Consider the following 15,724-nt stretch of genomic DNA (forward strand, 5'->3'; position numbering starts at 1 on the left):
GCGCGGGGCGGGTGTCCGTCGGGGCGGGGAGCAGATGCAGAGAGTCGAAGGTGGTGACGGCGATGCCGCCGCGGTCGCACCACTCGGCGAAGGACTCCTGCCGGTCGGGACCGTGAACGGGGCAGGCGCGCAGAGTGGAACGGGAGCTGATCTCGCGCGACCAGTTGATCAGTACGCTCGCCGGGCAGACCACCATGAAGTGTGTGGAGCCCCGCGCGGCGAGGTGGGCCATCGCGGCGATCGCCTGGATCGTCTTGCCCAGGCCCATCTCGTCGCCGATGATCACCCGGCGCTGCGCGAGCGCGAAGCGGGCGCCGAAGGACTGGTATCCACGCAGTGAGACCCGGAGGTGGGTGTCGTCGAGCTGCTGGGCGCGCACGCGCTCGGCGATCTCGGAGGGGACGAACCCCTCGGCGGCGGCGAGGTCCGGTTCCTGGCCCGCGATCTCGGCGAGCTGGCTGTAGTAGTCCGCCGACCGGAGCTCGAAGTCGACCCAGGTCTCCGCCTCTGTCGCGGGTCTGCGCAGGAGGTCGGCCGAGGCCTGCGCGAGGAGGGTCGGTGTCTCGCGAGCGGAGGCTTCCCGGGTGACGGACCGGATCGCGTCCAGGGCGGAAAGCGCAGCCGTACGCCGCCGCTGCCCCGCGAAAGCCATGCGCAGTCGGCCGCGCGCGAGCCCGGCCCGGTCGAGGAGCGGGCCGATGGTGGTGTCGAGCTGCCGGGCGGTGTCGTACGCACGTCGCAGCTCCGAGCCGGCCTGGACGAGCGGGTGCAGGGCGCCGATCAGGGCGGTGGTGCGCGGCTCGGGCCGGTCGACCTCGATGCGTACGGAGACGGTGTCGGCGACCGCCCTGGCGATCTGGCCGGCCGCCGCGAGTGCCTGGTCGGCGGTCTGGCGGCCGACGCCTGGCACTTGCTGCAGGGCATAGCGGCCGGCCTCGTGCACCTGGCGGACCGTGGTGAAGCCGGCCTGTTCGAGCGCGGTGAGACGCAGCCGCCCCTCGGTGACGTCCTTGAGGCGGGAGACCGGTATCGAGCCCAGCTCATCGAGGACCAAGCTGTTCTGGAGCGGCGCGAGGGCGGCGCGTACGGCAGCGAGGGCCGTGGCCCGGTCGGCGACGACGGAGCGGGCGGCGTCGAGCAGGCGCTCCGCCTCGTGGAGGAGGACGCGGGCGTGTCTGCCCGCAGGTACAGGGGGGTGCTCCTGGCCGCTCACGTGACCGATGGTGCCACGGGCCTCGGACAGTGCGGTCCGGGACGAACCACTCGGGGGAACGCTCGCATCTCCGTCACCGCGCTCACGGCGTGCGCAGATTCCGTACGACAAGGAGGCCTTTACAGTGCCCGTTTGAACGTAGGGTGCCGCTCACCCCGGGGCCGATTGTCAGTGCCCGGTGCAAGACTCGGTGAGGCAGGAGAACGGGACCCCACGACAGAGGAGCGCACTATGCTCAGCACCCGTTTCGTCACTGGTTCACCCAACTGGATCGACCTCGCCACACCCTCCACGGAGGAAGCCGTCGCCTTCTACGGCGGGCTCCTCGGATGGACGTTCGTCCCAGGTCCCCCGGAGTTCGGCGGCTACGGCTCGTTCACGAGCGACGGCAAGGAAATCGGCGGCGCCATGGGCGGCATCACCGAGGTGCAGCCGTTCTGGTCGGTCTACTTCCAGACGGCCGACATCGACTCCACCGTCAAGGCAGTCGAGGGGGCCGGCGGGAGCCTGGCCATGGGCCCGGACGACGTCGGGACGCTGGGGCGGATGGCCGGATTCCAGGACCCCGCAGGCGCGCGCTTCTCGTCGTGGCAGCTGCGGGACCACCAGGGCATGGCGGTGGTCAACGAACCCGGCACCTTCTGCTGGGCCGAGCTGTACACGCCCGATGTCCCCGCGGCCGCCGCCTTCTATCACGCGGTGTACGGCTGGGAGACCGAGGCGGTGCCCTACCCCGGCGGCACGTACACCATGGCGAGCCTGGCAGGCGGCGGTCAGGACACCAGCTTCGGAGGTCTGATCCCCATCGAGCTGGATCCGGCGGCGGCAGCGGCCGGGTCGCACTGGCTTCCGTACTTCGAGGTCGCCGACACCGACGAGGCCGTCACGGCGGCGCGCCGACTGGGCGGCAGCGTGAGCCTGGAGCCGGTCTCCGTCGAGGGCGTCGGCCGTTACGCGAAGCTGACCGATCCGCACGGTGCGCGCTTCGCCGTGATCAAGAGTGACGTGGGCTGATCCTGGAGTCCTGGCTCGTTCATCGTTCATTGACCGGACGTTGATCGGTGCGGGGCAGCCTGTCCCGCATGCCGATCAACACCACCGTCACCGGTCCGGAACTGGCCTGGCAGGAGAAGGCGTTGTGCGCCCAGACAGGGCCGGAGTTCTTCTTCCCCGACCCCGGCTCCTCCACCCGCGACGCCAAGCGGCTCTGCGGAGTCTGCGAGGAGCGGGTCGCCTGCCTGCAGTACGCGCTCGCCAACGATGAACGCTTCGGCGTCTGGGGCGGGCTCTCCGAGAAGGAGCGGCTCAGCCTCAGGCGTACCGAACACTGAACCGCCGTGTCCCCGGCGGGACCTGGACGTCGGCGCCCGTCACATCGAGCGTCCGTCCGCCGGCCGTCGCGGTCCGCACCGGGCCGAAGCGGCACGGGTAGACATAGCGCAGGTGCGGGGGCGACTGGTCGATGTCGACCGTCACCGTACGAGCGGCTGTGTCATGGGTCAGCCGGTAGCCGAACGGTGCGCCGAAGAGGGTGGGCGCGTCGGACACGCTCACCGTCTCACCGTCGGGGACCCAGTGCGGGCGGACGCCCGGTGCGATGTAGAGATGCGGGTCCCGGTCCTCGTCCGCCTCGAAGAAGAGGATGTCGCGTACGAGAAGGAGATACTCCGCCGCCGCCCAGCCGTGCGGCATGTCCCCCATGTACCAGAAGCGGTCGGGGAACTCGGCGAAGTCCGAGGCGATCGGGAAGGCGTGCTGCTCGTTCCACGCGCCCAGCGCCGCCCGCTGCCCCCGGGCGACCGGGGTGCCCGCACCAACCGTCCAGCCCAGCAGATCGTCCATCCGCTGCGGGTCGCCCGCCAGCAGGCAGGCGTGCGCCAACTGGAGCGTCAGGTAGGGCCCGTACGCGTTCCAGGCGGCCTCGTGCCGGTACCCGCCGCGTACGAAGTGCCCGTACAGGGTGTCCAGGGTGAAGCGGGCCGCCCGGTCGATGTCGTCGCCCAGCTTGCTGCCCATATGGAGGCGGCACGGGTGGAAGTACGCCGCCGCGCCGATCATCGTCGAGTCGAGCCGCCCCACGTCGCCGGGACCGGTCGGCAGGAACGTCTCCCACTCGCCCCTGCGGCTCTGCTCGTCGAGCACCCACCGCATGGATGCGGCGGTCGCCCGCTTCATGTCGTCGAACGCCCACCACAGCTCTCCGACCTCGGGTGTCCCGAGCCGCTCGGCGAGCCGGGCGGCCTCGTACAGACCGGCGAGCCCCCAGATGTCGTCCCAGTAGTGCGGCTTGTCGCGTTCGCCGAGGTGTTCCGCGCTCCAGCCGCTGTGCAGCAGCCCGTATTGATCCCGGTTGTCGCGCAGCCAGCGGGCACCGCCGAGGATGTACGGGTTGTAGAGCCCGGCGCCGAAGGCCGCGCCCGGACCCTGCGTACGGTCGAAGCGGCCGAGCGCCCAGAGGGCCTGCCCGTTGCTGTCCCACTCCTGGTCGTCCTTCTCGTGCTGCCCGCCGAAGAACCCGTACTCGGCGCAGGGGCCGATCCGCCCGCGCCCGAAGTTGAAGGCGCCGCGGTGGTGGGTGCCCAACTGGGCACGGGCCAGGGCGGTGTCACCGGCCAGGGAGCAGGCGGTGGCCTCGACGGAGGAGTCGCGGATCCAGAAGGAGTCGTAGACCGTCGGCCCGGGGTGGATCTGGCCGGAGTCGGAGAGGACGAGGAGCTGTCCGCGGGTCTGCCGGAAGAGATCGGCCAGATGCGCGACGGGAGCGGGCAGCCGCGGCTGCACACCCTCCTGGGTGAGCTTGCGCGTCCAGAACTCCCGGTTGGCGGCTTCGAGGTCGTCGGCGGGAGCGGACCGCAGTTCGGCCAGGTCGTCCGCGCCGCTGTACGTGTCCACGGGCAGCCGTACATCCAGCGAGAACGACTCGCCCTCCTCCAGCCGGAACGGCCAGGCGAACACCCCGGTGCACATCCCCGCGACCTGGTCGGTCGCCTCGTCGGCGCCGTTCAGCTTCCCGCCGACGGTCAGTTCGTGGAAGGGGCTGCGGACGAGGTAGGAGCCGGGGTCCTGGCTGAAGTCCGGGTTCCCGTACACCCCGTACTGCTCGGGCGCGCGGTCGAAGACGGGCCCCCACCCGGTGTTCGTCACGACCCGCGCCTCCTGCGGCAGATACCGCAGCAGCGTCAGCCGGCGGTCGGTGTCCTGCGCCGCACCGCGGTAGTGCCGCTGGAAGCCGCTCGGCCCTGCGGGCAGCACGGCGACACACAGCCACCCGTCGCGCGGGGCGTCCGCACCGGCCGTCACCGAAAGCCGGTTCAGCACGAGATCGCGCTGCCGTACGCCGACGGTGGTGGCCAGCGTCCGCTGGGTGACCTCGAAGCCCGTACCGGTCCTGAACACCGTCTCGACGACCGGGAGATGGGCCGCCTCCATGCGCTGCTCGACCGACCCGCCAGGACCGGGCAGTTGCGGCAGTCGCAGGGCGCCCGACGAGGGCTCGTACAGGAGGAAGGCCACGCTGTACTTGTCGTAGACCGGCTCGATCTCCCCGGCCTGGCCGACCAGGGACTCCTGCCGGTGGTCCTTGACACCGACCATCGACCAGTAGCGGTAGAGGGCGTTCGAGGCGAGCGCGCCCTCCTTCGACTCGAACGAACCGGCGTCGAAGGAGTCGGTCCACCGGTGGAAGGCCTGCTGGAGCCACCACGGGACAGGGGAGGGGGAATCCCCCTTGGCCGTCCAGCTGCGCCACATGACCTCGTAGAAGATCCGCTCATGGGTCTCTGCCATGGGAATCACCCCCCGTCCACACACTGGCACCGGGGTCCGACGCCGTCCATCCCGTTGCCGCGCCGTCATAAATCGGTTGCCCCGCCCGGCACCGGTCCGCTGTACTCCGTACGACCGCGGACCGGTGTCCGCCCGACCCAGGAGTACTGATTATGCGCGGATCTTCGATGCCCATCCAGAAGGTAATTCCCACCTATCTCGAGGACACGAAGTTCTTTGCGTACGTTGAATTTGGGTATTCTGGCGCACATCGACGCCGGTAAGACCAGCCTGACCGAGCGGCTCCTGCACGCCGCCGGTGTCATCGACGAGATCGGCAGCGTCGACGCCGGCAGCACCCAGACCGACTCCCTTGCCCTGGAACGCCAGCGCGGCATCACCATCAAGTCCGCCGTCGTCTCCTTCGCCGTCGACGACGTGACGGTCAACCTGATCGACACACCCGGCCACCCGGACTTCATCGCCGAGGTGGAGCGGGTCCTCAGCGTGCTCGACGGAGCGGTACTGGTCGTCTCCGCCGTCGAGGGCGTACAGGCGCAGACCCGCGTACTGATGCGGACACTGCAGCGCCTGCGCATCCCCACGCTGATCTTCGTCAACAAGATCGACCGGCGTGGAGCGGACGCACAGCGCACCCTGCGCGCCCTGGCAGGGAAGCTGACCCCTGCCGTGATCCCGGCGGTCGCGGCGCACGACGTCGGCACGCGCACACCCACGGTCGCCGCGTACGGCGCAGACGACCGCCCCTTCACCGAGGCGCTGACCGACCTTCTGACGTCGTACGACGACGACCTGCTGGCCGCGTACGTGCACGACGAGAAGACGGTCACCCACGCTCGTCTCCGCTCCGCCCTGGCGGCTCAGACCCGCCGCGCCCAGGTGCACCCGGTCTTCTTCGGCTCGGCGATCACCGGTGCGGGCATGGCCGAACTGACCGCCGGTATCAAGGAGTTGCTGCCCGCACCCGAGGGCGACCCCGAGGGCCCGGTGTCGGGCACCGTCTTCAAGGTCGAGCGCGGTCCTTCGGGCGAGAAGATCGCGTACGTACGGATGCTCTCCGGCGCGGTACGCGTCCGCGACGCCGTGCGCTTCGGCCAGGACAGCGAGGGCAAGGTCACCGCGGTCAGCGTCTTCGACCAGGGTGCGGCGGTACGCGGCGACACGGTCCCCGCCGGCCGGATCGGCAAACTCTGGGGACTGGGCTCCATCCGTATCGGCGACCACATCGGCGACACCCCGCCGCCGTCCCCGGAGCGCCACCACTTCGCCCCGCCGACGCTCGAAACCGTCGTCGTACCGGCCCGCACGACCAGCAGGGCCGCGCTCCACAGCGCACTCACCCAGCTCGCCGAGCAGGACCCGCTGATCAACCTCCGCCACGACGAGCTCCGCCAGGAGATCTCGGTGTCCCTCTACGGCGAGGTCCAGAAGGAGGTCATCGGGGCGACACTCGCCGACGAGTACGGCATCGACGTCACCTTCCGCGAGTCGACCACCATCTGCGTCGAACGGCTGGACGGCGCCGGTGAGGCATTCGAAATCATCGCCAAGGAACCGAACCCCTTCCTCGCGACGGTCGGTCTCCGCGTGGAGCCCGCCCCGCTGAATTCCGGAGTGGAATTCCGCCTGGGGATCGAACTCGGCTCCATGCCGTACGCGTTCTTCCGGGCGGTCGAAGACACCGTACGGGAATCCCTGCACCAGGGAATCAACGGCTGGCAGATCCCCGACTGCCGCGTCACCATGACCCACTCCGGCTACTGGCCCCGCCAGAGCCACTCCCACGGCACCTTCGACAAGAGCATGTCGAGCACCGCGGGGGACTTCCGCAACCTGACCCCGCTGATCCTGATGGACGCGCTGCGCCGGGCGGGCACCACGGTGCACGAACCGATGCATCACTTCCGTCTGGAGGCCCCGGCCGACACCTTCGGCACGATCCTGCAGGTCCTGTCCCGGCTGCGCGCCGTCCCGCGGACACCGCGCATGGACGGTACGACCAGCCTGCTGGAGGGCGAGATCCCGGCAGCCTCGGTGCACAGCCTGGAACAGCAACTCCCTTCCCTGACCCGCGGCGAGGGCCTGCTGGAGAGCGCCTTCGAGCGCTACCGCCCGGTGACCGCCGCCGCACCTTCGCGGCCCCGCACGGACCACAACCCGCTCAACCGGAGGGAGTATCTGCTGCAGGTGGTGCGCAGGGTGAGCGGTCAGGTGGGCGGCTGAGAGCAGGAGGCGCCGCCTGCACCGGCGGCGGGAAGGCCTTGTTTGAACTCTGGTCAACTCGGATACCTACTGGTAACTTTCGGCGCTGTTACCCCTAGGTAACACGCATCTTCCATCCCTGTGATCCATGAGACGAATCCGAGGGAACCATGCACCGTTCCACCGTTGGGAAGCTGGCAACCGCAGTCGTCACCGTTCTGGCCGTCACCGCCGCCGTTCCCGCGGCCACGGCTGCGGCTGCTCCCTCCGCCTCGGCGACAGCCGCGGCGGACGATTCGTTCTACACCTACGACGGCAGCAGGCCCCTGTCTTCGTACGCACCGGGCGAAGTGCTCAAGACGCGGACGCTGCAGTATCACTTCGTCGGCATCCCGACGCCGGTCAAGGCGATCCAACTGCTGTACCGCACGGTCGATGCCCAGGGCCGCCCGTCCGCCGGAGTGACCTCGATCGTGCGCAGCCCCAACGGCGACGGCAGCAAGGCCGTCTCGTACCAGTCGTTCTACGACTCCCTCAACCCCGAGGACGCGCCGTCCCGGGCGATCGCGGGTGATGTCACCCTCGGCGGCGCGATCCCGAACATCGAGTCGCTCCTCCTGGTCCCGATGCTGCTGGCGGGCTACAACGTGGTCATCCCCGACACAGAGGGGCAGACCGCCGACTTCGCGGCCGGACCGGAGTACGGAACCACCACTCTGGACGCGATCCGGGCCGCGAGCCGGTCCTCCGAGACGGGCCTGAACGCCGACACCCGCGTCGGCCTGGCCGGATACTCCGGCGGAGCCATCGCCACGCACTGGGCGGCCGCGCTCGCGCCGAGCTACGCGCCGGACGTCAACAGGAGACTGGTGGGTTACGCCGAGGGCGGGCTGCTCGTCGACCCGGCACACAACCTCAAGTACATCAGTGGCAGTTCCATCTGGGCCGGCGTCGCGCCCATGGCCGTCATCGGGGCCGCTCGCGCGTACGACATCGACTTCACGCCCTACCTCAACAGCTATGGCGTCGAGGTGTTCAAGAAGCTCCAGTACGGGTCGATCGTCAATGCCCTGGGCCAGTACCCCGGGCTGACGTGGAAGAAGATGGTGAAGCCGCAGTACGCCGACCCGAACTCGGTGACGCCCTTCGTCGAGGCGGTCAACAAGCTCAACCTCGGCTCGGCCGCTACCCCCGGCGTCCCCGGTTACATCGCGCAGGGAGGCGGGGGAGTCTTCGAAGGGACCCTCAGCAATCTCCCGGGCATCGGAAGGGGCGACGGGGTCATGGTCGCCGGAGATGTGCGCGCACTGGCCCGGCAGTACTGCGCGAAGGGCAACACAGCGGTCAAGTATGAGCAGTACGACCTGCTGAGCCATGTCGGTACCGCCGTGCCATGGATTCCGACCGCACTGAGCTGGCTCAACGACCGGTTCGCGGGCAAGACCGCCCCGTCCGACTGCGGCCGCATCCCCGCGGGCAACTCGCTCGCGCCCGAGGTGCCGACCTCCTGATGCAACGCGCACCCCGGGGCTCCCGGCCCCGGGGTGCGCGTTCGCAGTCCGTACCTACGCGGAGGCGGCGCGCGCGGCCAACCGCGCCTTGCGGGCCGCGAGCTTCTCGTCGAACTTGCTCGCCTCGGAGTTGAGGCCGTTCATGTACAGACCCAGCTCCTCCTGCGCCTTGAGCCCCTCGGGGCCGAGCCCGTCGATCGAGAGGATCTTGAGGTAGCGCAGGATCGGCGAGATGACGTCGTCGTGGTGGATGCGCATGTTGTAGATCTCGCCGATCGCCATCTGCGCGGCGGAACGCTCGAAGCCGGGCATGCCGGTACCGGGCATCTGGAAGTCGACGACGACGTCGCGCACGGCCTGCATCATCAGGTCCGGTGTGAGCTCGAAGGCCGCGCCCATGAGGTTGCGGTAGAAGACCATGTGCAGGTTCTCGTCGGTCGCGATGCGGGCCAGCATGCGGTCGCAGACCGGGTCGCCCGAGTGGTGTCCCGTGTTGCGGTGCGAGACGCGGGTGGCCAGCTCCTGGAAGGCGACGTAGGCGACCGTGTGCAGCATGGAGTGGTTGTTGGACGACTCGTAGCCCGCGCACATGTGCGTCATCCGGAAGCGCTCGAGCTCGTCCGGGTCGACGGCGCGCGAGGCGAGGAGGTAGTCGCGCATCACGATGCCGTGGCGGTTCTCCTCGGCGGTCCAGCGGTGCACCCAGGTGCCCCAGGCGCCGTCACGGCCGAAGAGGGTGGCGATCTCGTGGTGGTAGCTGGGGAGGTTGTCCTCGGTGAGGAGGTTCACCACCAGTGCGATCTTGCCGATGCTGCTGACCTTGGACTGCTCGGGCTCCCAGGCCACCCCGTCCTCGAAGAAACCGGGGAAGTTCCGGGCGTCGCCCCACGGGACGTACTCGTGGGGCATCCAGTCCTTGGTGACCTTGAGATGGCGGTTGAGTTCCTTCTCCACCACCTCTTCCAGCGCAAACAGCAGTCGGGCGTCACTCCACGCTTCCGAACTGCCGAGGTGGGGAGAGGTGATCGTCACGGGGGCTCCTGGGGGGACGGGAGTAGTACCTACGGGTTCGTAGGTTACGTACCCGTAGGTTAAGGCGGCAGTAAGCCTCAGCCAACCCCCACTTTCAGGATGTCCGCATACGCTGCGTTATGTGTACAGCTCGCGGAGCCGTACAGAGAGGCAGGTCACGCAGCCTTCGAGCTTCTCGTACTCGCTGATGTCCACGGGAACGGGATCATAACCAAGATCGGCGAAGAGCTCGGCGGACTTTGGTGCGCTGGCCGCCATCAATAGTTTCCCACCGCCGAGCAGCACCACGTGCGCCCCTGCCTCCTCCGGTACGGGCAGGAAGCGCGGGAAGGCCGAAGGGGCGTCCACCAGCGGTTCGTACCCGATGACCGTGCCGTCGGGGAGCGCCGTCACCGCCGATTTCAGATGCAGGACCCTGGCGATCGGTACGGCCACGACCCGCGCCCCGAGCGGCTCGAAAACAGCCCGCAGCTGCTGGATTCCGGCGGCGTTGGTACGGCCCCCGCGCCCGACGTAGAGGGTGTCGCCGATTTTCAGTACGTCGCCACCGTCCAGCGTGCCCGGTTCCCACACCCAGTTCAGCGAGCAGCCGAGTACACCCAGCGCCTGTTCGACCGCGGTCGTCTCCTCCCGGCGGGACTCGGCCCCCGAGCGCGCGATCAGGGCCACATTGCGGTACATCACCACGGTGTCCTCGATGAAGACCCCGTCCGGGCAGTCCTCGGCCGGGTCCGCCTCCACCGTCTCCCAGCCGTGCGCGCGCAGCGTCTCCGCGTACCGCCCCCACTGCTCCAGTGCCAGGGCGTAATCGACGGGTGTGCGCTCGATGTGAGTGACCAGACCCTCGGAGAGGCGCGGGCCGGGTCGGCGGATCAGGGCTTTTCGGCTGGGCACCTAGAATTCTCCTGGTCGCTGAGGTGCGGGGCGGGCGCCCATCATCACCTGTCACCCCTGCTCAGCGGAATACCCCCTTTGCCCCAGGGGTCCCTTCTGCCACGTGCGGCCCGGCGTCGGGTCGGAGCAGGTGGTCGGCGGCCCCCGCCTTCACCGCGGAGATCAGGGCCCGCAGCGCCTCCACCGAGTCGGCCACGTAGTCACTGGTCCCGGTCGTGCCGATGTACGCCTTGCCCTCGCCGTCGACACCGAAGCGGAAGCAGTTCGCTCCCTCGCTGCAGAAGGCGTCGTCCCAGGAGATGTCGGTCATGGTGTGTCCCTCCACGGATCCCACGGGTCACAGATCCCGGGCGATGGCAGTGATGAAGTCGCGCGAGGCGCTCTCGGGCAGGGCAAGACCGCGCAGCCGCTCCAACAGGCCCCGGTAGCGGCGTAGTTGCATATCGGCGTCCAGAAGCATCGATCCGTGCGAGGAGTCCAGCTGTACGGTGTCGAGCTGCGGCACCGCCGCACCGACATAGGTGAACGACTGGCCGGCGCCCGGGAATCCGCCCGCGGTGAAGGGGATCACCCGGACCGTGATCGTGTCCCGCTCCGACTGCTCCAGGATGAACTCCAGTTGCGTCCGGGCCACTTTGGGTCCGCCGAACTGCATGCGCAGCGCCGCCTCGTGGATCACCGCCTCGTACAGTGGAGGGCTCTCGCGGTCCAGGACCGCCTGGCGGCTGAGGCGTAGCGCGACCCTCGCGGCCAGATCGGGTCCCGGCAGCGGCGGGTCGGCGGTGTCGAACACGGCCCGCGCGTGGTCGACGGTCTGCAGCAGCCCGGGGATGTGCGTGGTGACAGCTGTGTGCAACTCGACGGCGTGGTACTCGAGTTCGGCGATGTCGAGCAGCCCGGGAAGCAGCAGTCCGCGATGCTCCTCCCACCAGCCCCGGTCCCGCTCCTGGGCCATGGCCGCGAGCAGATCGACCAGACCGGTGTCGGGGCAGCCGTAGTTGCAGGCGAGCGTGCGGACCCGCTCGGCGCTTATGCCGAAACGGCCCGACTCGATGTTGGGGATGCGGGTGCGGTCGACCCCCAGGAGGGCGGCGGCCTGCTGGGCCGACATGCCCGACTGCTCGCGCAGCTTGCGCAGTTCGTTCCCGAGGCGCTGCTGGCGTGCGGTCGGGGTGCTCCGGGGCGGCACGGCGTCCCCCTTCTCGGCCGGTGAGTGGCCGGTCGAATGGCCGGAATGACACAAGTAGTAGCACTGTGCTCCGCTTGTGCGCTACGGTCGGTAGCGTAAGTCTCACACGGGGCGACCGCTGTCCGGATGTGAGAGCCCCCACACGCACGAGAACACTGGAGCCGCACGAACATGGGCGTCCTGCGCTGCCTCTCGACCGTCGCTCCGGGCGGCCCCCCTCTCCCCGAGCTCTCGCCTTCTTCCCCAAGCTCTCAACTTCGTTCGAGCTGGGGAGACCTCATTGAGCAGGGGAGGCCCCATTCGCCGTCAGCGGACAATCTCAGCTACTCGATAGCCCTCCCGGGCGGTGCGTACTGCGCCAGGCTGGCCCGCGAGGCGATGCGCACCCTGCTCACCCGGCACGGCCTCACGGAGCTCGCCGAGACGGCGGCCCTGGCCGCTTCCGAACTGGTCGCGGGTGCCTACCGGTTCACCCCGGACCGCGAAATGATGCTGCGGGTGCGCTGGCACTTCGACGCCCTGCGGATCGTGCTCTATGACCAGCATCCGGCCCATCCCACGCCGCAGGCCGCCGAGAAGTGCCGCGACCGCCGCAGCCGCAGCATGTGGCTGCTGGCCGCGGCGGTCGACGAGCATGGCGGGGACTGGGGGCTGACCCCGGCGCTCACCCTGGACGGCGGCACCAAGTCCTGGGCGTTACTCCACCGTTGAGCCGCTCTCGGTCCCCTGAACCTGCTCGCTCCTCGCGCCCCTTTCGCCCAGGTCGGTCCACCGGGTGATCCCGATGGACTCCAGGAACGGCAGGTCGTGACTGGCCACGATCAGCGCCCCCTCGTACGCCTCCAGCGCCGCGGTCAGCTGTCGCACGCTCGCCAGATCCAGGTTGTTGGTCGGCTCGTCGAGCATCAGCAGTTGCGGCGCGGGGTCGGCAAGGAGCAGCGCCGCCAGCGCGGCACGGAACCTCTCGCCGCCCGACAGCGTCCCCGCCGGCTGATGCGCCTTGTCGCCCCGGAAGAGGAAGCGGGCCAGCCGTGCCCTGATCTCCTGATGCGGGGCGTCCGGTGCGTAACGGGCCACGTTGTCCAGGACGCTCAGGCTGTCGTCGAGCACATCGAGACGCTGCGGCAGGAACCGCACTTGGACATGGGCCGTGGCCTCGCCCGCCACCGGCTCCAGCCGCCCCGCGATCGTCCGCAGCAGAGTCGTCTTGCCCGACCCGTTCCGTCCGGTCAGCGCGATCCGCTCGGGACCGTGCACGGTGAACTCGCCGTCCAGGCCGTTCCCGTAAGGGAGTTCGAGGTCGCGCAGCGTCAGCACGCTCCGCCCCGGATGCACTCTGGTGTGGGGCAGTTCGATCCGGATCTCGTCGTCCTCCCGTACGGCCAGCTCCGCCTCGTCCAGCCGTTTGCGGGCGTCGTCGAGCCGGTCCTCGTGCAGGTTCTTCATGCGGCCCGCCGTCTCCTGGGCCGATCTGCGCATGGCGTCGGTCAGGGCCTTTCCGTGGCTGCCGCTCGCCGCGAGCTTGCGCCCGGAACGGTCCCGCCGGGCCTGCCGGGTCTGCGACTCGGCCACCTCGCGCTTCTGCCGGCGTACGTCGGACTCGGCGACCCGCACCATGCGTTCGGCCGCCTCCTGCTCGACCGCGAGGGCCGCCTCGTACTCCGAGAACGTCCCGCCGAACCACCGGACCTCGCCGTCGCGCAGATCGGCGATCTGGTCGACCCGTTCCAGGAGTTCGCGGTCATGGCTCACCACGACCATCACCCCCGACCAGGACTCGACCGCCGCGTACAGCTGCTTTCTGGCCTGGAGGTCGAGATTGTTGGTGGGTTCGTCGAGCAGCAGTACGTCAGGACGGCGCAGCAGCAGCGCGGCCAGCCGCAGCAGAACCGACTCGCCGCCCGACACCTCGCCGATGGTCCTGTCGAGCCCGATGGAGCCGAGCCCGAGCTGGCCGAGCACGGCGAGAGCCCGCTCCTCGACGTCCCAGTCGTCGCCGACGGCGGTGAAGTTCTCCTCGCGTACGTCGCCCGCCTCGATGGCGTGCAGGGCGGCGCGCGTGGCCTCGATGCCGAGCGCCTGGTCGACCCGCAGAGCGGTGTCGAGCACCAGATACTGCGGGAGGTAGCCGACCTCGCCGGAGACCTTCACGCTCCCCGACGAGGGAGTGAGTTCACCGGCGATCAGCTTCAACAGGGTTGATTTCCCCGACCCGTTGACACCGATGAGCCCCGTCCTGCCGGGGCCGACCGCCAGCTGGAAGCCGTCGAGGACGGGGGAGCCGTCCGGCCAGGAGAAGGAGAGCGCGGCGCAGGAAACATGGGTGGTGGGAAAAGACATACGGGTCTCCCGGTTGCTGGAAGTGATCAGGGGGCAACAGGTGGAGACACCGACGGGGCAACAGAAAGGCCCTGGTCCGGAGGACGGCTCGCAATACCGAGGTCACACGCGGTGCGCGCAGGGGTCATCACTGCACAGCACGGTGTCTCAAGACCTCAGTAACGCAACGTCCGCTCCGATCGACGACAACAGGGCCACTGAGAAATCTACGCTCAGGCCCGTGCGTGGTGCAACCGTTTTACTCCGGCGCAGGGCCGGGGAGGCCCGGAACGCTCAGGTACCGTGACGAAGGACCGAGGAGCCCGCCGTGACGCATGACTCGCTCGCCCTGGCAGCCCGTCTCTATCTCCTCGCCTGGGACGCCGACAGACGCAGGCTCACCGGCACGCTCTATCTCGACTATCTGGTCAGGGCCGGCGCACTCACCGAACTCGTGCAGCGCGGACTGCTCGTCGACGCCGACGGGGCGGCCAAGCCGGTCGACGACGCCCGCGCCGGCGACGCGGCCCTCGACGGCCTGCTGGAGCTGATCGGCGAGTCGCGACCGCGCACCTGGAAGACCTGGGTGAGCCACCGGCGCAAGTTCACGCTGGAGACGGTACGGACCCAGCTGGTCGACTCCGGGATTCTGCGCCGCCGGACCGGCCGGAGGTTCGGGCTCTTCCCGTCCATCTCGTACGAACTCGAGCATCCGGAGCTCGTACGGGAGATCCGCGAGGCAGCGCGCTCCGTCATGCTCGGCGCCGAGCCGGCCGAGGAGATCTCGGACCGCGATGCGGCCCTGGTGGCGCTGGCCGCCGCGGGCGAGCTGCGTACCTTCGCCTCGGGCAAGGAGCGCAGGCAGTACAGGGCGCGGATCGAGGAACTCACCGAGCGCAGCGGGGCGACGGCTCCCGAGCTGAAGAAGGTGATCAAGGACGTGCGCGCGGCGATGACCGTCGCCATCACCGCGGCCAGTGCCGGTGGTGCGGCAGCTGTGGGCTAGGACCCGCTGGGCGGGTACGGGGCGGGGGCGGCTACCAGCCGCGCAGGAGGTCCGCCACGTCCTGGTCGAGGTCGAGATGCAGATGCTCGAACCCGCACGGCACCAGCGTCTCGGTCCTTTTGAGGAAGCGGCGCAGCTCGGCGGTGTGCAGATGCACCATCGCGACGCCCTCGAAGGCGTGGAACTCCAGCACGGTGCGGTCGTAGCCGTAAGGCCGTATCCGTACGTCGCCCAGGCCGGCCGGTGCCGAGACGCCCGCCTGCAGCAGATCGCGCGAGAAGGTCCAGGAGACCGCGACGCCTGCCAGTGTGGCGGGCGCGGGAAAGGTCATGTGTACGGCGAAGGGGTCCTGACGGTCGTAGCGCAGGGTGGCAGGGACCGTTTCCATCCTGGGCGCTGAGGCGACCATCCGGGTCCGGACGGCTTGTTCGACGACGGTCTCCGCGGGCATCAGTCCTGCTCCCTCCTCGTGGCTCGGTTCGCAGGGTCGGCACAAGATGAGACGCCGGAACGAGCCAATCCGTGCACCGGAACGACGCGTGACGTGCATCACTCTTCGAGGCGCTCTGGAC

Annotated in this window: 14 protein-coding genes; 6 read left to right on the forward strand and 8 right to left on the reverse strand. The window is 69.4% G+C overall.

The window, feature by feature from the left end; genetic code table 11:
* A partial coding sequence (locus J0695_RS29010) for an SNF2-related protein (protein ID WP_307798802.1) occupies nucleotides 1–1,213 on the reverse strand: 1,213 nt, incomplete at its 3' end.
* Nucleotides 1,214–1,444: 231 nt separating this feature from the next.
* Here J0695_RS29010 and J0695_RS29015 point away from each other — a divergent pair.
* Both J0695_RS29015 and J0695_RS29020 read left to right on the forward strand, forming a co-directional pair.
* Nucleotides 1,445–2,227: a VOC family protein gene (locus J0695_RS29015; protein ID WP_206966936.1), complete on the forward strand. Its 783-nt coding sequence runs from the start codon at nucleotides 1,445–1,447 to the stop codon at nucleotides 2,225–2,227.
* A gap of 68 nt (nucleotides 2,228–2,295) precedes the next feature.
* Entirely contained in the window at nucleotides 2,296–2,544 is a 249-nt protein-coding gene (locus tag J0695_RS29020; protein WP_206966938.1) for a WhiB family transcriptional regulator, read from the forward strand.
* Here the strand turns inward: J0695_RS29020 and J0695_RS29025 are convergent.
* Nucleotides 2,525–4,999 (reverse strand): hypothetical protein, encoded by a 2,475-nt coding sequence (locus tag J0695_RS29025; RefSeq protein WP_206966940.1) that lies wholly within the window; start codon nucleotides 4,997–4,999, stop codon nucleotides 2,525–2,527. The two genes, J0695_RS29020 and J0695_RS29025, sit on opposite strands and share 20 nt — an antisense overlap.
* Nucleotides 5,000–5,215: 216 nt before the next feature.
* On the opposite strand from J0695_RS29025, the gene J0695_RS29030 reads away from it, so the two are divergent.
* Nucleotides 5,216–7,222, forward strand: a complete 2,007-nt coding sequence (locus J0695_RS29030; RefSeq protein ID WP_206966942.1) for an elongation factor G — start codon at nucleotides 5,216–5,218, stop codon at nucleotides 7,220–7,222.
* 149 nt (nucleotides 7,223–7,371) lie between these two features.
* Entirely contained in the window at nucleotides 7,372–8,712 is a 1,341-nt protein-coding gene (locus J0695_RS29035; RefSeq protein ID WP_206966944.1) for a lipase family protein, read from the forward strand.
* A gap of 54 nt (nucleotides 8,713–8,766) precedes the next feature.
* Here the strand turns inward: J0695_RS29035 and J0695_RS29040 are convergent, their stop codons facing one another.
* The 4 genes from J0695_RS29040 to J0695_RS29055 all read right to left on the reverse strand — a co-directional run bounded on the left by J0695_RS29040 (nucleotide 8,767) and on the right by J0695_RS29055 (nucleotide 11,827).
* Nucleotides 8,767–9,744, reverse strand: a complete 978-nt coding sequence (locus J0695_RS29040; protein ID WP_206966946.1) for an acyl-ACP desaturase — start codon at nucleotides 9,742–9,744, stop codon at nucleotides 8,767–8,769.
* Nucleotides 9,745–9,861: 117 nt separating this feature from the next.
* Nucleotides 9,862–10,638: a dimethylargininase gene (gene ddaH / locus J0695_RS29045; protein ID WP_206966948.1), complete on the reverse strand. Its 777-nt coding sequence runs from the start codon at nucleotides 10,636–10,638 to the stop codon at nucleotides 9,862–9,864.
* Between the two features lie 61 nt (nucleotides 10,639–10,699).
* Complete coding sequence (locus J0695_RS29050) at nucleotides 10,700–10,948, reverse strand: hypothetical protein (protein ID WP_206966950.1); 249 nt, start codon at nucleotides 10,946–10,948, stop codon at nucleotides 10,700–10,702.
* Nucleotides 10,949–10,975: 27 nt separating this feature from the next.
* Nucleotides 10,976–11,827: a helix-turn-helix domain-containing protein gene (locus tag J0695_RS29055; RefSeq protein ID WP_206966952.1), complete on the reverse strand. Its 852-nt coding sequence runs from the start codon at nucleotides 11,825–11,827 to the stop codon at nucleotides 10,976–10,978.
* A 378-nt stretch (nucleotides 11,828–12,205) separates the two neighbouring features.
* On the opposite strand from J0695_RS29055, the gene J0695_RS29060 reads away from it, so the two are divergent.
* On the forward strand, nucleotides 12,206–12,538 hold the full coding sequence (locus J0695_RS29060; RefSeq protein WP_242553334.1) for an ATP-binding protein: 333 nt from the start codon (nucleotides 12,206–12,208) through the stop codon (nucleotides 12,536–12,538).
* Here the strand turns inward: J0695_RS29060 and J0695_RS29065 are convergent.
* Nucleotides 12,524–14,167 carry an ABC-F family ATP-binding cassette domain-containing protein gene (locus tag J0695_RS29065; RefSeq protein WP_206966953.1) on the reverse strand — a complete coding sequence of 548 codons (1,644 nt, stop codon included), beginning with the start codon at nucleotides 14,165–14,167 and terminating at the stop codon, nucleotides 12,524–12,526. The genes J0695_RS29060 and J0695_RS29065 overlap by 15 nt on opposite strands.
* Before the next feature lie 307 nt (nucleotides 14,168–14,474).
* On the opposite strand from J0695_RS29065, the gene J0695_RS29070 reads away from it, so the two are divergent.
* Complete coding sequence (locus tag J0695_RS29070; RefSeq protein WP_206966955.1) at nucleotides 14,475–15,152, forward strand: GOLPH3/VPS74 family protein; 678 nt, start codon at nucleotides 14,475–14,477, stop codon at nucleotides 15,150–15,152.
* Nucleotides 15,153–15,183: 31 nt separating this feature from the next.
* On the opposite strand, the gene ssgD is transcribed toward J0695_RS29070, so the two are convergent.
* Nucleotides 15,184–15,603, reverse strand: a complete 420-nt coding sequence (gene ssgD, locus J0695_RS29075) for a spore wall synthesis regulator SsgD (protein WP_206966957.1) — start codon at nucleotides 15,601–15,603, stop codon at nucleotides 15,184–15,186.
* Between the last annotated feature and the right edge of the window lie 121 nt (nucleotides 15,604–15,724).

The organism is Streptomyces beijiangensis, assembly GCF_017315755.1.
GTDB lineage: Bacteria > Actinomycetota > Actinomycetes > Streptomycetales > Streptomycetaceae > Streptomyces > Streptomyces beijiangensis.

What these genes read in the sequence shown, in the direction of transcription:
- J0695_RS29015 (WP_206966936.1), top strand. Translation starts at nt 1,445, where the DNA reads ATGCTCAGCACCCGTTTCGTCACTGGTTCACCCAACTGGATCGACCTC.
- J0695_RS29020 (WP_206966938.1), top strand. Translation starts at nt 2,296, where the DNA reads ATGCCGATCAACACCACCGTCACCGGTCCGGAACTGGCCTGGCAGGAG.
- J0695_RS29025 (WP_206966940.1), bottom strand. Translation starts at nt 4,999, where the DNA reads ATGGCAGAGACCCATGAGCGGATCTTCTACGAGGTCATGTGGCGCAGC.
- J0695_RS29035 (WP_206966944.1), top strand. Translation starts at nt 7,372, where the DNA reads ATGCACCGTTCCACCGTTGGGAAGCTGGCAACCGCAGTCGTCACCGTT.
- J0695_RS29050 (WP_206966950.1), bottom strand. Translation starts at nt 10,948, where the DNA reads ATGACCGACATCTCCTGGGACGACGCCTTCTGCAGCGAGGGAGCGAAC.
- J0695_RS29060 (WP_242553334.1), top strand. Translation starts at nt 12,206, where the DNA reads ATGCGCACCCTGCTCACCCGGCACGGCCTCACGGAGCTCGCCGAGACG.
- J0695_RS29065 (WP_206966953.1), bottom strand. Translation starts at nt 14,167, where the DNA reads ATGTCTTTTCCCACCACCCATGTTTCCTGCGCCGCGCTCTCCTTCTCC.
- ssgD (WP_206966957.1), bottom strand. Translation starts at nt 15,603, where the DNA reads ATGCCCGCGGAGACCGTCGTCGAACAAGCCGTCCGGACCCGGATGGTC.